The 17157-nt window shown below is 35.4% G+C and carries 10 protein-coding genes; all 10 read right to left on the bottom strand.

Going from position 1 to position 17157, the window contains the following annotated elements:
• Window positions 1-8: 8 nt before the first annotated feature.
• Window positions 9-2249 (bottom strand): GH92 family glycosyl hydrolase, encoded by a 2241-nt coding sequence (locus AAYQ05_RS13330; protein ID WP_343543974.1) that lies wholly within the window; start codon window positions 2247-2249, stop codon window positions 9-11.
• Window positions 2250-2260: 11 nt separating this feature from the next.
• On the bottom strand, window positions 2261-3745 hold the full coding sequence (locus AAYQ05_RS13325; protein ID WP_343543973.1) for an alpha-L-fucosidase: 1485 nt from the start codon (window positions 3743-3745) through the stop codon (window positions 2261-2263).
• 36 nt (window positions 3746-3781) lie between these two features.
• Window positions 3782-5635, bottom strand: a complete 1854-nt coding sequence (locus AAYQ05_RS13320; protein ID WP_343543972.1) for a glycoside hydrolase family 35 protein — start codon at window positions 5633-5635, stop codon at window positions 3782-3784.
• A gap of 164 nt (window positions 5636-5799) precedes the next feature.
• Entirely contained in the window at window positions 5800-8112 is a 2313-nt protein-coding gene (locus tag AAYQ05_RS13315) for a beta-N-acetylhexosaminidase (protein ID WP_343543971.1), read from the bottom strand.
• Between the two features lie 368 nt (window positions 8113-8480).
• On the bottom strand, window positions 8481-9503 hold the full coding sequence (locus tag AAYQ05_RS13310) for an isoaspartyl peptidase/L-asparaginase family protein (RefSeq protein WP_343543970.1): 1023 nt from the start codon (window positions 9501-9503) through the stop codon (window positions 8481-8483).
• Window positions 9504-9593: 90 nt separating this feature from the next.
• On the bottom strand, window positions 9594-10712 hold the full coding sequence (locus AAYQ05_RS13305) for a putative glycoside hydrolase (RefSeq protein ID WP_343543969.1): 1119 nt from the start codon (window positions 10710-10712) through the stop codon (window positions 9594-9596).
• Complete coding sequence (locus AAYQ05_RS13300; protein WP_343543968.1) at window positions 10687-11754, bottom strand: carbohydrate-binding family 9-like protein; 1068 nt, start codon at window positions 11752-11754, stop codon at window positions 10687-10689. Before AAYQ05_RS13300 ends, AAYQ05_RS13305 begins: the two co-directional genes overlap by 26 nt.
• Window positions 11755-11761: 7 nt before the next feature.
• A complete protein-coding gene (locus tag AAYQ05_RS13295; RefSeq protein ID WP_343543967.1) occupies window positions 11762-12727 on the bottom strand; it encodes a glycoside hydrolase family 130 protein in 966 nt (321 codons plus the stop codon).
• 280 nt (window positions 12728-13007) lie between these two features.
• Window positions 13008-14885, bottom strand: coding sequence for a sodium:solute symporter family protein (locus AAYQ05_RS13290; protein ID WP_343543965.1), 1878 nt, complete (start codon window positions 14883-14885; stop codon window positions 13008-13010).
• Window positions 14886-14907: 22 nt separating this feature from the next.
• Entirely contained in the window at window positions 14908-17145 is a 2238-nt protein-coding gene (locus tag AAYQ05_RS13285; RefSeq protein ID WP_343543964.1) for a GH92 family glycosyl hydrolase, read from the bottom strand.
• Between the last annotated feature and the right edge of the window lie 12 nt (window positions 17146-17157).

Here is a 17157-nt window from a genome sequence, read left to right as displayed (position 1 = left end):
TTGTGTGTTTAGTTTTGAATCACCTTAAGCTTTGTGCCATTCACAAAATCATCATGTGAAATAAAGAAAGTATTAAGTGATTTTCCGTTTAGCTCAATCGAATTGATTTTTCCGCCATTATTTTCTTGTCTTTCAATTACGATGCTTTCCTTTTTATAATATCTTGGATCTAATTTGATCGTCACTCTATGAAACATTGGCGTTGTAATGGTGTAAATTGGATCTCCAGGCGATATTGGATAAATTCCCATCATCGAATACACTAACCAAGCCGACATAGTTCCTGTATCATCATTCCCTGGTAATCCTTTTGGTTCATTTTTGAAATATTCGCGAACCAATTTCTTTACCATATCCTGAGATTTATATTCTTCGCCTTTCACATAATTAAACAAATACGGATTGGCGATATCTGGTTCGTTTGCCATATCAAATTGTTTGGTGTCGAATATTTTCTGCAATTGTGCCGAAAATGGTATATCACCCCCCATTAATTTCTTTAATCCGATAATGTCGTGAGGAACCATAAAAGCATACTGCCAAGCATTTCCTTCTATAAAACCAACATTTTCTTCAAAATTAGCTCCTGAATTTGGATCAAATGGTTCGTACCATTTTCCGTCAGGAGTTCTTGGACGAAGCAGATTTAAGTTTTTATCGAATAATTTTCTGTAAGATAATGAACGTTCTTTAAAACGTTTTACATTGTCTTTGTCACCGAATTCGTTGGCCATAAGCGAAATAGAATAATCTGAAATATTGTATTCCTGAGTTGTAGAAACTGGGCCTTTATTGTCGGTTGTTAAATATCCTTTTTTGATATAATCTTTCAATCCAGGACGAAGCGGATTATTTTCAATATTATCTGCGCCTTTCAACATCGCATAATAGGCTTTATTAACATCATAATCACGAACTCCCCTCATGTAACTATCTGTAATTACAATACTTGCAGGGTCTCCAACCATGGTAAAAGTTTCAGTCGAATTCAGTTCCCATTTGGGTAACCAGCCGTTTTCATCAAACATAGTCAACATACTTTTTACCATATCAGATTGCTGTTTTGGATAAACCAAAGACATCAATGGATGTACATTTCGGTACGTATCCCATAAAGAAAATACGGTATAACGGGTGTCATCGGTTTTAGCAATTTTACTTCTTTTGATTACGGGATATTGTCCGTTAATATCATTTAAAGTATTTGGGTGAATTAAAGTGTGATACAAAGCTGTGTAGAAAATCGTATTGTCATCTTTTGTACCGCCTTCAACCAAAATTTTAGACAATTCTTCGTTCCATTCGTTGTAGGTTTCTTTGTAAATTGCATCAAAAGATCTGTTACCAACTTCTTTTGCTAAGTTTTCACGGGCATTTTCGATACTTACGTACGAAATTCCAATCTTCACTTCAACCGTTTCTTGTTTATCGAATTTATACGTAAAATAACTTCCAATACTATCACCTACTACGGTTTTAATGGTATTTTCCATTATTCTCGCTTTTCCGTTGTAACCCATCCATTGCGCTTCAACGCCGTTGTATTTTGCAGTTTTTTTCCAAACTCCAAATTTATGGGCAGGTTTAGAAAATTGAGCCACAAAATAAACCGGATAAGCATCTTCTGGACTGTTATAACAAAACGAACCAACCGAACGCATTCCTTCAATTTCTGTAGAAGAAACCACTTTTATCATCGCGCCTTCTTCATTTGTTAAACCTAAACCAAGATTTAATAAAATATTAGATTGCCCTTTCGGGAAAGTGAATCGGCTTACTCCCACTCGCTTTGAAGTGGTAAATTCGCCTTTTACTTTGTATTTGTCGATGTTTACGCTGTAATAAGCTGCTTTGGCAACTTCATTAGAATAAGTTGAACCGTATTTTAAATGATCGATTTCTACATTTCCAGTTGTTGGCATCAATAAAATAACACCCAATTCTGGACAGCCGACACCACTTAAATTCACCTGACTAAAACCTGTCAAAAAAGTATTCTCATTCACATACGGATTCGAAAGCCACTGGCTGTCTTTTTCCATTGGAGTATTCTTTACTCCAGCCACGTTAAACGGACTGATACTTGCCATTCCGCGCGGAGCAATTGGTCCTGGAAAAGCCGCACCATAATTGGAAGTCCCAATAAACGGATTCACGAAATCAGCAGGTTCCTGCGCAAAAATCGTAATGCTAAAAAACAGCATGCAAAAAATACATGCTGTTTGAAATTTGTTTGTATTTAAAACCATAGGTTTCATTTTTATCTGTTGATCGCTTCAATTTTTAAAGTCCACGCTTCTTTTGCAGGAAGATTGTTTCTTAAGCTTTCTGGAATAATTACTTTAAATCCGTTTCCTTCTTTTGTCCATTTTAAAGAAGTTTTAGAACCTAACATCGTAATCTTAGTTCCTTTCTTAGGACTAATAGCTTTTACTGTAACTTCAGCAGGAATTTTGTCTTCTCCTTCTTTAGCTAAATAAAATGCAAATACATTACCTGCTTTATTTTGTGTGAAACAAATGTTTTCTTCTTTGTAAGGCTCAATTGGTTTTGTATTGTAAATCGCTGTGCTGTTTACTTTCATCCAATCACCATAAGCTTGCAATAAATCGTAAGCACCTTTATCCCATTCTCCTTCTGGACTTGGAGCAACGTTTAATAATAAGTTTCCGCCTTTAGCTACAATATCAATTAACAAATGAATTCCTTGTCTTCCAGTCATGTAAGTTGCACCTGGAGAATAAGACCATCCGCCACCAGCTGGAATACAAGATTCCCAAGGATAAGGCAATGTTTTTTCAGGAACACGTCCTTCTGGTGTTAAGTAGTTTTGGTTTTTACCGTGAACTGCTCTATCTACCACAATTAAACCTGGTTGTTTTTGACGCGCTTTAATCACTAACTCATCCATTTTTGGATCTTGGTCAACAACTCTATGTTTAATGAAACCGTTTTTAGATTCGTTTTCTGTAAATTTCTCGTCGTAGTTTTCTTTGATGTTCACTTGATCTCTTTTTCTAACCCATCCTCCATCTAACCATAAGATATCTACTTTTCCGTAGTTAGAAAGAATTTCTAAGATTTGATTGTGAGTGAAATCAACATACTTTTGCCATTTTTCTGGATATAAAGAAGGATCGTAGTTTACGTTTCTGTCGAAAGGAGGAAAATATGGATCCCAATAGTTTTCGTTATGCCAGTCTGGTTTAGAGAAATAAGCTCCAGTTGAAATCCCTTCACCTCTAAAAGAATTGAAAATCTCTTTTAAAACGTCTGCTTTAGGGTTGGTATGAAAAGGAACATCTTTACTCGTGATTTTGTAATCAGAATATTTAGTATCGTACATATTGAATCCGTCATGGTGTTTGGTGGTAAAAACCATGTATTTCATTCCAGCATATTTAGCCGCTTTTGCCCATTTTGCAGGGTCGAATTTTACAGGATTAAACGTCTTTCTTAATCCTTCGTAATCTTTTATATAATCATTATAATTAGATGGATTGCTTCCTTTTTTACGTTCACACCATCCATAATCTTCTGGACAAATAGACCAAGATTCTACAATACCCCACTGGCTGTAAGTTCCCCAGTGCATTAGCAGACCAAATTTCTTGCCTTGCCACTCGTCTAAGTTCTTTAGAACTAACGGATCAGTTTCTGGTACGTATCTTTCATCTTCATAAATCGCCTGAGCGAATATCTGAGCTGAAAATAAAAGGGCGATTATGAATATTCCTTTTTTCATCTTTAATCTAATTTATAATTTATTATTCTTTGTTTTTTAGTTTAGTTTATCAAGTATCGGCTGATCTGTAAAAGTTAATTCTGTTTGGTTAATTTCATTAAGTTGCTCCAATACAACAAACTTATTCTCACCCGCTTTCAACCAACAGCCAGGTACATAAAGTGTTTGTTGCGGTCCTACTTTCCAATAGCGTCCAAGATTGTGTCCGTTAACAAATACAATTCCTTTTCCCCAAGCAGACATATCAAGAAAAGTATCGGCTGGTTTATCGATGTTTACTGTAGCTTCATATAAAACTGGGCGTCCCGATTTTATCGTCTCATTTTTAATAGCTGGCACTTCACTCATTGGCATTTTATACATTTCCCAACCACCACTAATTTCATATTCATTAATGAATACTGGAGAAATAATTCCTTTAGTATTATGTACTATTTCGGCTCCGTAATTAATACGTCCCATATTTTCAACCAGAATTTCTAAAATACCGTTAAACGGAATAGAAACGGTCAGTTCGTAATTTTTGAAAACTCTATTCAATTCACCTACCTTAACTCCATTTACATAAACTGTAGCAAAGTCTCTTAATCCCTCAATTTTCAATTTGCCAGAAGAAATTGGCTGCGTAAATCGTTTACGATATAAAACATATCCATTTCCCTGACCTAACTTTTCAAATGTTAAAGGCTGATCATTTACGACCGCTTTTTCTTTTTTGATCCAACTTAAAACATCCATACTTGATTTGACAAGCTGATTTGGATATTTTGCAACTGGTATTTTCTCTGGAATCGGTGCTAATTTTGTTTTAGAATACTTTTGCATTACTTCACGAATAGCCATATATTTTGGTGTTGCCCAACCTGCTTCGCTAATAGGCGCATCATAATCATAGCTTGTAATATCTGGCTGAATATCACTCTCTTCATTGTAATTTGCTCCAGAGGTAAATCCAAAATTAGTACCGCCATGCACCATATAATAATTAAAAGAAACACCTGCATCAAGGTACTTTTGGGTCTGACTTGCAATCTCCTCAGATCCAACTTTAATAAATGGTTCTGCCCAATGATCCAACCAACCAGAATAAAACTCTGCTACCATATAAGGTCCTTGCCCGTTATGGTATTTATCAACTTGTTTCTTTAAATTTTCTATGTTTGATTCTCCATTTGCAGTTGGCAATACGCCTTCCACCATGCCGCCTTCAAATAACCAAGAACCATCAGAAGTAAAAAAAGGCTCTGGAAAACCCGTTTCTTTAAGTATATTGTAAATTGCAGTTTTGTATGCTTTATGATCTTCAGCACTAATATCGGTTCTTTGAGAAACATAAGAACCAAATTCATTTTCAGCCTGAACCATAATAATTGGGCCTCCCTGATTAGCAAAATTTCCTTTTACGACTGCATATAAATGTTCTAGATACGTTTTACAAGCTTCTAAAAATGCTTTGTTATTGGTACGAATTACTAAATCTGGATTATTTTGCAGCCACCAAGGATATCCGCCAAACTCCCATTCACCACATGCATAAGGACCTGGTCTGAGAATCACATATAATCCTTCACTTTTAGCAATGCGTAAAAACTCTGCCAAATCTCTATTTCCTGTTTTAAAATCCCATACACCTGGTTCTATTTCGTGATAATTCCAAAACACATAAGTTGCCACGGTATTCAATCCCATCGCTTTAATCATTTGCAATCGATGTCTCCAATACTCTTTAGGAATACGCTCATAGTGCATTTCTCCCGAATGTATTTTTATAGTTTTTCCATCTTTTTGAAATTCTCCATTAGATATAGAAAATCCTTTTGTTTGAGCCTTTGTAAAAAACGGCATCAAGCAAATCAATAATACTCCGAGCTTAAATAATATCTTATTCATTTTTTTTCAGATTATACATTTATGACTTTAAAGCTTTGTCAAAGTTTGAAACTTTGACAAAGCTGTCACAAGCATTTCACGTTAAACTATGTGTTAGAAACTAGTTTCTTTCTAAACTCTTTTCAAAGTCAAAAAAATCTATGTTTCTATGTGTTTAAAAATATTTAATTCACCAAAATCTCATCCACAAACAACCAAGAGCTTTCTCCTTTTGGACTTTTCTTTAAGTTGCCACCGATTACTTTTACAAAACGTGCATTTTGTTTTTGGAAATTGATTTTGAAATCTTTCAATTCAGGAACTGGATTTGCTGCATATGGACGCATTATTTTTCCAACTTGCGTATATTTAATTCCGTCTGTAGAAATCAATACTTTCACTTGAATTGGGAAATTAACTCCAGCACCTTGACTTTCTAAAGCTCCAACTGATACTTGCTCAATACTTTCTACTTTTTCAAGATCAATTACCAATTCCATATCATTAACCAGCCAAGCTTGCCATTGTCCGTCATGAAAATTTTTGCTTCCTCTTATTACATTAACCATTGTATTGGCATCTCCTTTATAATTTTCATTAAAAGGCGTTAAGTATTTTACTTTTTTCGCGAATCCTTTATGGAAAACAATAGTATCTGTAAATGTTTTTCCAACTGGTTTTTCATCTTGAAATAAAGAAGCTTTTAAAACAGTAGTTGCTGCAATTTCAATTGGCGTAGTATATTTTATAGCATGATGATCAATACTTTGGTTTCCTAAAACATATCTAATGTCTGGATTAGGAAACTCATTTTTCAATTCCACTTTCACTTGTTTATTGGCTAAATCTGCTGTAGAAGAAGCGGTTACCAAATAAGCGCTTTTCGCATAATTTAATCCCTGATAATCGTAACGTTTAAACATTGAGAACAATCTCGAGGTAAAATCGTTCCAATTGCGCTTCTCTTTCGGACTCCATAAAGTCTCTGATAAAGCCGCTAATCTTGGAAAAATCATATATTCAGAATCTTTTGGACCAGCTATATGCTCTGCCCATAAATTAGCTTGCCCGCCCAAAACATGCGCTGATTCCTGTGGCGTCATGGTAGAAACGACAGGGTCAAATTTATATACTTCACTTAACGGATTATAAGCATCAAAAGCCAAAGGCTCTTCGTTTTGCGGTCCTTGATAAAAGTTGAAATAACAAGGTGTTTCTGGCGTCATAATTACATCGTGACCTTGATCTGCCGCTTCGATTCCGCCTTTTGTTCCTCTCCAGCTCATTACTGTAGCATCTGGAGCCAAACCGCCTTCTAAAATTTCGTCCCAACCGATAACTTTTTTACCTTTTGAATTGATGTATTTTTCCATACGTTTTACAAAGTAGCTTTGTAATTCGTTTACGTTTTTCAAATGTTCATCTTTGATTCTTTTTTGGCAATGCGGACATTTTGCCCAATTGGTTTTAGTCGCTTCGTCTCCACCAATGTGAATGTATTTTGAAGGAAAAATGGCAATTACTTCATCAATTACATTTTGCAAAAAATCGAACGTAGTTTCTTTTCCAGCACAATAAATATCCGTTAAAGGCCAAACTCCACCTGACGGAACACCAATTCTCTGGTTAAAACAAGCCAATTCTGGATAAGCCGCAATTGCACTGCTTACGTGTGCCGGCATTTCGATTTCTGGAATTACTTCAACTCCTTTTGTAGCTGCATATTTTACAATTTCTTTTAATTCATCTTGTGTAAAGAATCCGCCGTAAGTTCCTTTTTCGTCAGGATTTGTAGTTAATCTGGCATTCCAAGAAACATTTTCCTGATCTACTCTCCAAGCACCAACTTCGGTCAGTTTTGGATATTTTTTGATTTCAATTCTCCAACCCTGATCGTCCACTAAATGCATGTGCAGAACATTCATTTTATGCGCTGCCAAACGGTCGATTGTCGCTAAAACATAATTTTTATCAAAGAAATGACGTGAAAAATCCAGCATTAAACCTCTCCATTTAAAACGAGGTTCATCATTAATAGTCAAACTTGGAATCTGCCATTTTGCAGAAGTAATCGCAAACTGACTTTCAATCGCCTCAGGAAGTAATTGTCTGATGCTTTCTAAGGCGTATAAAAAACCGTTATTCCCTTTTGCAGAAATAACAATATTAGTTGGATTTACATCTAAAACGTAAGCTTCATTCTTTAAGTTCGGATCTGTTTTTAATAAAACATAATTACTCGCAGGAGCTTTTGTAGTCACTTCTGGTTTCCATCCTGCGGCAGTACCAAATTTAGAAGCCAAAGCATTTGCAGCATCTTTCTGGAAATCACCGTTTACGACAAACTTCGTGTCTTTTGTAAATTCAAAAACACCTGTTTTAATAAGAGTCTGAGTCGGTTTCGGAATGATACGAATATCACTTTCCGTGTAAACTTTCTGCGCGTTAGCCGAGAAAATTGAAATAATTACGATTAATAAGAATAGTACTTTTTTCATCTTTATTTTTTGGTTTCTCTTTGCGGTTATTTTTTTAAACACATTGAGACATAGTTTTTTTTAAGCTTAAAAAAGGTGTTTCACTTTGAATGAATACACATAGAAACTGGTTTCATTTTTATGTTTTGAAGTTTTTGACTTCAGTTTGTCATTTCGACGTAAGGAGAAATCTTCGTTAGTAGCTCCTCATAGTAACTCGCCCATCTTTGTAGAGTTTCTTGCGGAGATTTCTCCTTCGTCGAAATGACAAATATTGCGTATATTCTTTGTCGAATCCCGAGTGTGATCCTTCGTTCCTCAGGATGACAAAACTGTGTCATTAAACTTTGTCAAAGTTTGAAACTTTGACAAAGTTCTAAACGTGATAATTATTTATCCCAAGACATTTTAAACTTCGCGTCTTCCATTCGATGCCCTTTTACATCATCAGAAACGGCGTAATTAAATCCGGATCTTAGACTATAACCTGCGTATTCACCGTTTTTATTCAAGGCAATAAAACCAACTTGAAGATATTCCATGTCTTTGTGGTTTTTATGTTTGTTGTAAATACGCTCTGTAATTTCTTTACAAGCATCATAAGGCGATTTTCCCTGACGCATTAATTCAACCACCATTGCGCTACCTGCAGTTCTAATAACCGCTTCACCCAAGCCAGTTGCCGCTGCAGCTCCTACCTCATTGTCCAAGAAAAGACCCGCGCCGATTATTGGGGAGTCACCGACGCGTCCGTGCATTTTCCAAGCTGCACCGCTCGTGGTACATCCGCCAGAAAGGTTGCCATCTTGGTCTAACATTAGCATACTTATGGTATCGTGATTTTCTATATTAATGACCGGTTTGTATTTGGAATCTTCCAGCCATTTTTTCCAGTCTTTTTCAGATTCTGGAGTCAATAAATTTTCTTCTTTAAAACCTTCAGACAAAGCAAACTGCAATGCACCTTGCCCAGCTAACATGACGTGAGGCGTATTTTGCAATACTCTTTTTGCAACAGAAATTGGATGCATTATTCCCTGTAAAAAACAAACAGAACCGCAATTACTGTTGTGATCCATGATACAGGCATCAAGGGTAACTTTTCCTTCGCGATCTGGATATCCTCCATAACCAACACTACGAACAGTTGGATCGGCTTCAGGTATTTTCATTCCAGCTTCGATAGCATCCAAAGCCGATTTTCCTTCTTTTAAATTCTTCCAAGATTCTTTATTAGCAGGCAAACCATGATTCCATGTCGAGATGATGATTGGTTTGGTCTGTTTTTTTTCTTTTGATTCAGCTTCTGGTTCATTTTCATGATTGGCAGCAAATCCGCTTACGCCCAAAACAGAACTTATGGCTAAAGTGCCTAGAGTGGTTTTCTTAATAAAATCTCTTCTATTTGACATGTCTTTTGGTTTAAATTCAACTTTCAGAAACAAAATGTTCTTAACGTTGCTAAATTAATCAGTAATCTTTTTTAATCCCAGTAAAATCTACTACATGACCGATTTTACGGCTGCAATCGTCTTTAAATTACTTTCTGATAAAGCATTTCCGTCAAAAAATGAAACTCCAGTTGCACCATTTTTCTTTGCCAGCAAAATTGCTTCTTTCAATTCTGCATCCGATTTTAATCCAGGAATATAAATTCCTGTATTTATTTTCGTCTGTTTTCCTTCTAAATCGGCTACACCTTGTTTGGTTGCATAACCTACCCAGTCAATTTCTTCATCATAAAAACTATGATAAATCATTGGATATACTTCGTCAATATTCCATTTGTCCCAACGCTGACGCACCATGTGATCTGCCATTTCTGGATAAGGAAATACTGCTGCTGTCAATTTTTTATTGTGTTTATGAGCGATTTTATACGCATCGTCAACCACCGCTTTTACTGCATTTAATCTAAAATTTTTCCACTCCATATCAATTGAAGTGTTGTGGCTATTTTTTGGATTTTTGTGATGTTCTTTTTCGAATTTGCTTACGCAGGCATCACAATAACAGAAATCGAATTGTGGTAATTCTACGTCTTGAACTAAGTTGTATTTAGGTAACAAACTAATTGGCAAGAAAATATCTGGGAAACGAATATAATCTAAATGTACACTTTCAATTCCTTCTACTTTTGCCAAACCTTCAACTAAACCTAAAACGTGATTTCTAGATTCTTCTTTAGTTGGGCAAAGCCATTGGTAATAATCTACATACGGACGGTTATCAAAACAAGATTTTCCTTCTTTGCTTACTTGATACCAATCTGGATGCTGTAGAGCAACTGAATCATTTGGACGATTCATTGCCATAATCCAAGCATGCACTTTTAGTCCTTCTTTTTTTGCAAGCGGAACTAATCTTGCTAATAGTTTCGGATCGGTTTGCGTGTTAATTAAAACTTCATCAATTCCTCCGTCTTTGTATTTTTTAAATTCTTTCGAATAATCGGCATCCGATTTTTTAGCGTCAGCAGTGGTCCAAACACCAAAAGTGAATTTTCCGTTTTCTTGATCTTTATTTTCTTTTTGTCCGCAAGAGAATAAACTCAGCGAAAGCGCTAATACTAAAACTTTTGATAGTTTTTGCAGCTTATTCGTTCGTAATAATTTTTCCATCTTCTTTAATTATTAAGGTTTTGTTTGAAAAAGGACTCTTTACCAAGATATTAAATCCTGACGAATGATTTTCTAAAACTGGTTTTAAAACTTTTCCATCAACAATTATATTTTTTGAGCTGATACTTTGGAGTGATTTTGCCCAAGATTTATTTTTATCGAAATATCTCTTTTGAGCACGGTACAAGGTATACAGTTCCCATTTTACTTTTTCTTCCTGTGGAATTGTAAATTTATCGTCGGTTTCCTTTGAAGAAAAGTATACATAAGCCCATTTTTCGGGCTCATGCATATTGATGACTCCCATAGGCGACCAAACCCAATTGTATTCTGGGAGAAACTTTCCTTCTGAATCTTTTTTGCGTTCATATTTTCCGTCAACAATTGAGTGTTGCCAATTCACTCGAGAGAAATTGACTTTCCAAAATTTATCTTTTGGCACAATATTATCAAAATAAGATGTTTTATAAACCGACCACGGAATGGCAATTTCTAATGTCCAGCCTTTATCTACATCTGAAGTATTATTTAAAGTTCCGTCAATCTTTACAGCCGATTTTAATCCGTCGATATTCCAGTCATTTAGAACAGTATTTTTTTCACGGTAGGGTTTATTGATAAATAAATCCCAAGCTGTGTTTAATGCATTTATCTCCAATTCATAATAATTATGAGTATCATTATCGGGATCAATAAAAACCTCAAAATCATTATTGTAAAAAATAATAGTATCGCGCTGTCTTAAATTTGCCCAAACGTGAGGTTCTTCTATTTTAGCGAGAATATAGTAGTAATTATCGTCCCATAACATTTTGACTTGAGTATTGTATTTTGGCTTTTCAACACCTTCTATGTCGACAAAAGGAGTTGTCCAAGACGCTTTTTCCCAAGCTTTGTCTGCTCCGTCTCCGTCAATAACAATTTCATTTGAAGTTTTATACGCAATATAACTTTTCGGCGTAACCGGTTTTTCAGATTGCGCATAACTCATCAATCCAACAAAAAAAACGGCTAGGGACAATAATTTACCTCTACTATGCATCTTTATATTATAAACTATTATCTTTTGTAAACTGAATTACTTCACTTAATTTTCCGAAAGCAATTGCTACATGAGTATCTGCTGCACCATAATAAACTGCCAATTTATCTTCTTCAATATCGTGTAAAGCAGCACAAGGGAAAACTACGTTTGGAACATCTCCAACCATTTCATAAGTCTCTGCTGGTCCTAATAAATAAGGTTGCGTTCTGTATTTTACTTGATCTGGCGAATCAACATCTAAAAGTGCTGACCCCATTGCATAACGAAAACCGTTGCAAGTATTGATCACTCCGTGGTAAATCATTAACCAACCTTCGTCAGTTAAAATCGGAATTGGTCCTGCGCCCACTTTTGTACATTGCCAAGCGCTTTGCTCAAACGGACTTGGTTTCATAACCAATCTATGTTCTCCCCAATATTTCATATCTGGGCTATAGCTAATCCAGATATCACCAAATGGCGTGTGTCCGTTATCACTTGGACGGCTTAACATCGCGTATTTTCCGTTAATTTTTTGTGGAAATAAAACTCCGTTTCTGTTGAATGGTAAAAAGGCGTTTTCACATTGGAAAAATTCTTTAAAATCGAAAGTGTAACCAATACCAATTGTTGGTCCGTTGTAACCGTTGCACCACGTAATCCAGTAACGGTCTTCGATCCAAACCACACGAGGATCATATTTATAAGCAGATTCGATCATTTCTGTATTTCCAGATTTCATCTCAATTGGTTCATGGTTAATGTCCCAATTGATACCATCTTTACTGAAACCAGCAAAAATATTCATCTGAACTGCTTTATTATCACATCTGAAAACCCCAGCATATCCGTCTCCAAAAGGTACAACTGCACTATTGAATATACTGTTTGATGAAGGAATCGAATATCTATCGATAATTGGATTCTCAGAATATCTCCACATTACATCTTTACTGTTTTCGGGTCTGTCTTGCCAAGGAATAGTACTCATTTTTTGTTTTTTTTATTTATTAGTTTTTTTGTTTTTTATTCTTTTTTAAACACATAGAGACATAGTTTTTCTTTGTCTACAAAAGGCGTTTCACTTGTTTAAATAAACATAGCAGCAAGGCCAATCTTACGTTCCCGTAGTTGAAACTACGGGCTATGTTCAAAGCTATGTGTGAGAAACTAGTTTCTTTCTACACTCTTTTTAAAGTCAAAAAAATCTATGTTTCTATGTGTTTAAATTTTTAAAATCTCGCTTCTTTAATCTTGCCTCTACAAAATCTCTACTCTTCAATCTTTCTAACTCGATCCAGCCAAGTAAACTTCAACACCGTAGTCGTCACTAAGAAAACTACCAAAGCAACTCCAGCTTTTGGATAATCTCTAATGATGAAATAAATTGGAAGCAAAATCATGCTTGATTGCCAAACAATACCAATCACACAATTCATCATATCTAAATAGAAATCATTATTTTTTTTGAAAGACTGATCTTCCGCTTTTAATTGTTTGTAAACCGGAGTCCAGAATCCCCAAGGTCTTACATTGCTGTAGAAAGATTTTAGGACCTCCATATCTGTTGGTTTGCTTAAATAAGTTCCTAAAAGACAGCCTAAAATTGACATTCCAAAAATTAATGGAAATAAGTAAATCGATGGCACTTGCGAAAGATCATGCAAAAATGTTCCCGCTGCTAAATTTCCTTTGTTTTGATCTAAAATGAATTGAAGAGAAGCTGCTATTAATCCGCCGACCATTCCCCAGAAATAACCCCATCCGTTAAAACGCCACCAAATCCATTTTAAGAAGTTAGCTGCCACGTAACCTCCGTAAAGAGCACTTGTAATCCAAAGTGTTAATGAGTTAATCGAATCTGCAAAGAATCCCATGAAAACTCCAAGACCAACAACTAAGAAAGAAGAAATCTGACTTACTTTGATATAATGTTTATTTGAAGCAACTGGCTTGAAGTATTTTTTATAAATATCATTTACGATATAAGCTGGTCCTGCATTTACGAAAGCAGAGAATCCAGACATAAAAGCAGCTAATAATCCTGCTAGAAGAATTCCTTTAATTCCAACTGGGATATAAAGATTCACCACTTTTGGCATTAATAGCTCTAAATCTGCACCTGTTAAATTTACATTTGCATTTAATTCTGGTGCTAAATTCACCAAAGCAATTACTACAATTCCTGTGATTAATAAATATCTAGGAATGAATAAAATCAAGTTGGTAAAACCACTCATGTAAGCTGCTTCTTTTACCGATTTTGTAGAAAGAACACGTTGTAAATCATAGCTTGGAGTTGGCCCTGCAACACTCGCGAAGAAACCTTTGAAAAGTGTCATTCCGATAAAAGCTCCGAACATTTTGTATCCTTCAGTATCAATTAATCTGTTGAAAGTTTCAAATTTATCGCTCCATTGTGTTTCAAATTCCCATCCGAAGAAAACATTTTTCCATTCTGGTGTAATAACCGAATTGATCTGAATATCTGTATAATTGATAAATGCATAACCAGCGATTAAAACTCCAGCAACAATCATAATAATATATTGTACTACTTCTGTCGCAACTACAGAAAACATTCCGCCTTTAACCGTGTAAATTGTAGTTAAGAAAATGATTAACAAAGCATAAGCTTGTTCTGAAGTCAAGAAAACAGAACCATTCATGTGAACTGTTAAATCCCAAGGAAGAATGATGGTTACAAATTTTCCGATTCCAACAAAGAAATAAGCAATGAAACCAATTGTAGAAATAATAGCAAAAATAGCTACAATAATATGCGATGCTTTTCCTGCTTTGTCGCTTCCAAAACGAGTTAAAATCCATTCAGATCCCGTCATTACTTTTGATCTTCTAATCCAGACTGCGAGGAACATCATAACGAAAATCTGATTCCATATTGGCCAAAGCCACATAAACATGAAGCTTTTTACTCCATATAAAAACAAAACTCCAATCATCCAAGAAGTTCCTGAAACATCAAACATTCCGGAGCCATTGCTCAATCCTAAAAAATACCATTTGATTGATTTTCCGCCAAGGAAATAATCATCAAGTCCTTTTGATGCTTTTCTTGAAATCCAGATTCCGATACCGACCGAAAGTACGATATAGATTAAAATGATTGATACGTCTATAATGTTCATTAAATTATTTATTTTGAATTAGTTAGTTTAGACCCCAGTTTTGGTTTGGCTGTGCTCCCATTACAAAATGAAGTACACCGCCTTTTAGCATTTCTTGGTGAGAAATGGCTGTTTTATTAAATGTTTTTCCGTTTAAAGTAGCCGATTGGATATAGAAATTTTTGTCTGAAACATTTTCTGCTTCAATAACAAAAGTTTTTCCGTTTGGAAGATTTAAAGTTGATTTCTCAAAAATCGGACTTCCAATTTCATATTCTCCCGAGGCTGGATTCATTGGATATAATCCCATTGAACTAAATACATACCAAGCCGACATTTGACCGCAGTCTTCGTTTCCGCTCAAACCATTTGCTGTGGTATTGTATTGCGTATCCAAAATATGACGCACCCAATATTGTGTTCTCCAAGGCTGTTTGGCATGATTAAACATATAAGCAATATGATGGCTTGGCTCATTTCCGTGTGCATATTGTCCGATCAAACCAGAAATATCTGCTGAAACATTATTTCCTGTAATCTCAGAACTCTCTGTGAATAATTGTTCTAAACGTTTTGTGAAAGTGGCATTTCCTCCGTGAAGCTTAATGAATTCATCTACATTATGAGGCACAAACCAGCTGTGCTGCCAAGCATTTCCTTCAGTATAATCAGTATGTTCTCTGTGGTTGGAGTGTTTTGGATCGAAAGGCTCATTCCAAGATTTCCCATCTTGCGATTTTCCTCTCATAAAACCAGATTTCGAATCAAACAAATATTCGTAAGCTTTTGAACGTTTAGAGAAAAACTCATAATCAGCTGTTTTTCCTAATGCTTTTGCCATTTGCGCTACACACCAGTCGTCGTAAGCATATTCTAAAGTAATGGTAACCGATTCATCTAATAAATTGTACGGAATGTAACCGTATTTTTTGTAGAAATTCAATCCGCGTTCGTCTTGCATCATTGTCGCTTTCATTGCTTCAAAAGCTTTTTCGGCATCAAAACCTTTAATACCTTTTAGATAAGCATCAACAATAACTGGAATCGAATGATATCCTGTCATGGTATTGGTTTCATTTGCATATAAAGTCCAAACCGGAAGAATCTTTTTAGTTTCGTAATACGCTAACATTGAATTAACTAAATCGGAAACTTTTGTTGGTTCTAATATTGTCAACAATGGATTCTCTGCTCTAAAAGTATCCCAAAGTGATAAAGTAGAATATACCGTATAATCTTTAGCAGTAATAATTTTATCGTCTTCTCTTCTAAACTGACCGTTTTTATCGCTGTAAGTCACTGGCGCAACTTGAGCATGATATAAAGCCGTATAGAAAATAGTTTTAAGAGAATCAACTGGAGTTTCTACCGTAATTTTGCTTAAAGCTTTGTTCCAATCTGAAGATGCTGAAGCTTTTACTTTTTCAAATTCCTGATCTTTATCTAAATTATCTTTTGCGTTTTCAACACTAACAGAAGATAGCGCCACTTTTATACCCAATTCTTTAGAGTTTTTAGAATCAAAGAACAATTGTAAAGCCGTATTTTCGCCTTCAGCATTGGAACCTGAAACTACTTTTTTATCAGCAGTAATGATAGATTCCGTAATAGGTTTAGAAAACTTCGCTACAAAAAACACTCTCTGATTTTTTGCCCAGCCTGTACTGTAACGGTATCCGCTAATAGTGTTGGCATCTTCAATTTTGATAGACGTTTTTACCGCTTTGTCCCAGTTAATAGCGAAACCTAAATCAACAACAACAGATTGTGTATCGTTATTATTATAGGTATACTTATGGTATGCGGTTCTTTGCGTAGACGTTAATTCTACATTGATCTTAGGATCCTCAAGAAAAACTTGGTAAGAACCCGGTGTTGCTTTTTCGTTAACATGATTATATTTTGATTTATACGGAAGGAAATCGCGTGAAGCGGCTTTGGCGGTTAAGTCTAATTTCTTGTTTGTCGGCATAAATAAAATATCTGCCAAATCACCGATTCCTGTTCCGCTTAAGTGTAAGTGACTAAAACCCGAAACTATGGAGTCAGAATAATGGTAACCAGAACACCAGTCCCAGCTAGAAATTCCATTATCTGGACTCACTTGCAGCATCCCAAACGGAACTGTCGCGCCAGGATACGTATGCCCGTGACCGCCAGTACCAATAAAAGGATCTACATAATTTGTTGCAAAACTTTTTGGATCTTTGTTTTTATCTACTTTTATTTTGCAACTTGCAATAAAAATTACCGTTAAAGAGAGCAGAGTAATTTTCCTCATATCAAAACAATA

This window comes from Flavobacterium movens, assembly GCF_039581425.1.
Taxonomy (GTDB): Bacteria; Bacteroidota; Bacteroidia; order Flavobacteriales; family Flavobacteriaceae; genus Flavobacterium; species Flavobacterium luteolum.
This window is presented reverse-complemented; position numbering and strand designations above follow the sequence as displayed.

What these genes read in the sequence shown, in the direction of transcription:
- AAYQ05_RS13330 (WP_343543974.1), bottom strand. Translation starts at nt 2,249, where the DNA reads ATGGTTTTAAATACAAACAAATTTCAAACAGCATGTATTTTTTGCATG.
- AAYQ05_RS13325 (WP_343543973.1), bottom strand. Translation starts at nt 3,745, where the DNA reads ATGAAAAAAGGAATATTCATAATCGCCCTTTTATTTTCAGCTCAGATA.
- AAYQ05_RS13320 (WP_343543972.1), bottom strand. Translation starts at nt 5,635, where the DNA reads ATGAATAAGATATTATTTAAGCTCGGAGTATTATTGATTTGCTTGATG.
- AAYQ05_RS13315 (WP_343543971.1), bottom strand. Translation starts at nt 8,112, where the DNA reads ATGAAAAAAGTACTATTCTTATTAATCGTAATTATTTCAATTTTCTCG.
- AAYQ05_RS13310 (WP_343543970.1), bottom strand. Translation starts at nt 9,503, where the DNA reads ATGTCAAATAGAAGAGATTTTATTAAGAAAACCACTCTAGGCACTTTA.
- AAYQ05_RS13305 (WP_343543969.1), bottom strand. Translation starts at nt 10,712, where the DNA reads ATGGAAAAATTATTACGAACGAATAAGCTGCAAAAACTATCAAAAGTT.
- AAYQ05_RS13300 (WP_343543968.1), bottom strand. Translation starts at nt 11,754, where the DNA reads ATGCATAGTAGAGGTAAATTATTGTCCCTAGCCGTTTTTTTTGTTGGA.
- AAYQ05_RS13295 (WP_343543967.1), bottom strand. Translation starts at nt 12,727, where the DNA reads ATGAGTACTATTCCTTGGCAAGACAGACCCGAAAACAGTAAAGATGTA.
- AAYQ05_RS13290 (WP_343543965.1), bottom strand. Translation starts at nt 14,885, where the DNA reads ATGAACATTATAGACGTATCAATCATTTTAATCTATATCGTACTTTCG.
- AAYQ05_RS13285 (WP_343543964.1), bottom strand. Translation starts at nt 17,145, where the DNA reads ATGAGGAAAATTACTCTGCTCTCTTTAACGGTAATTTTTATTGCAAGT.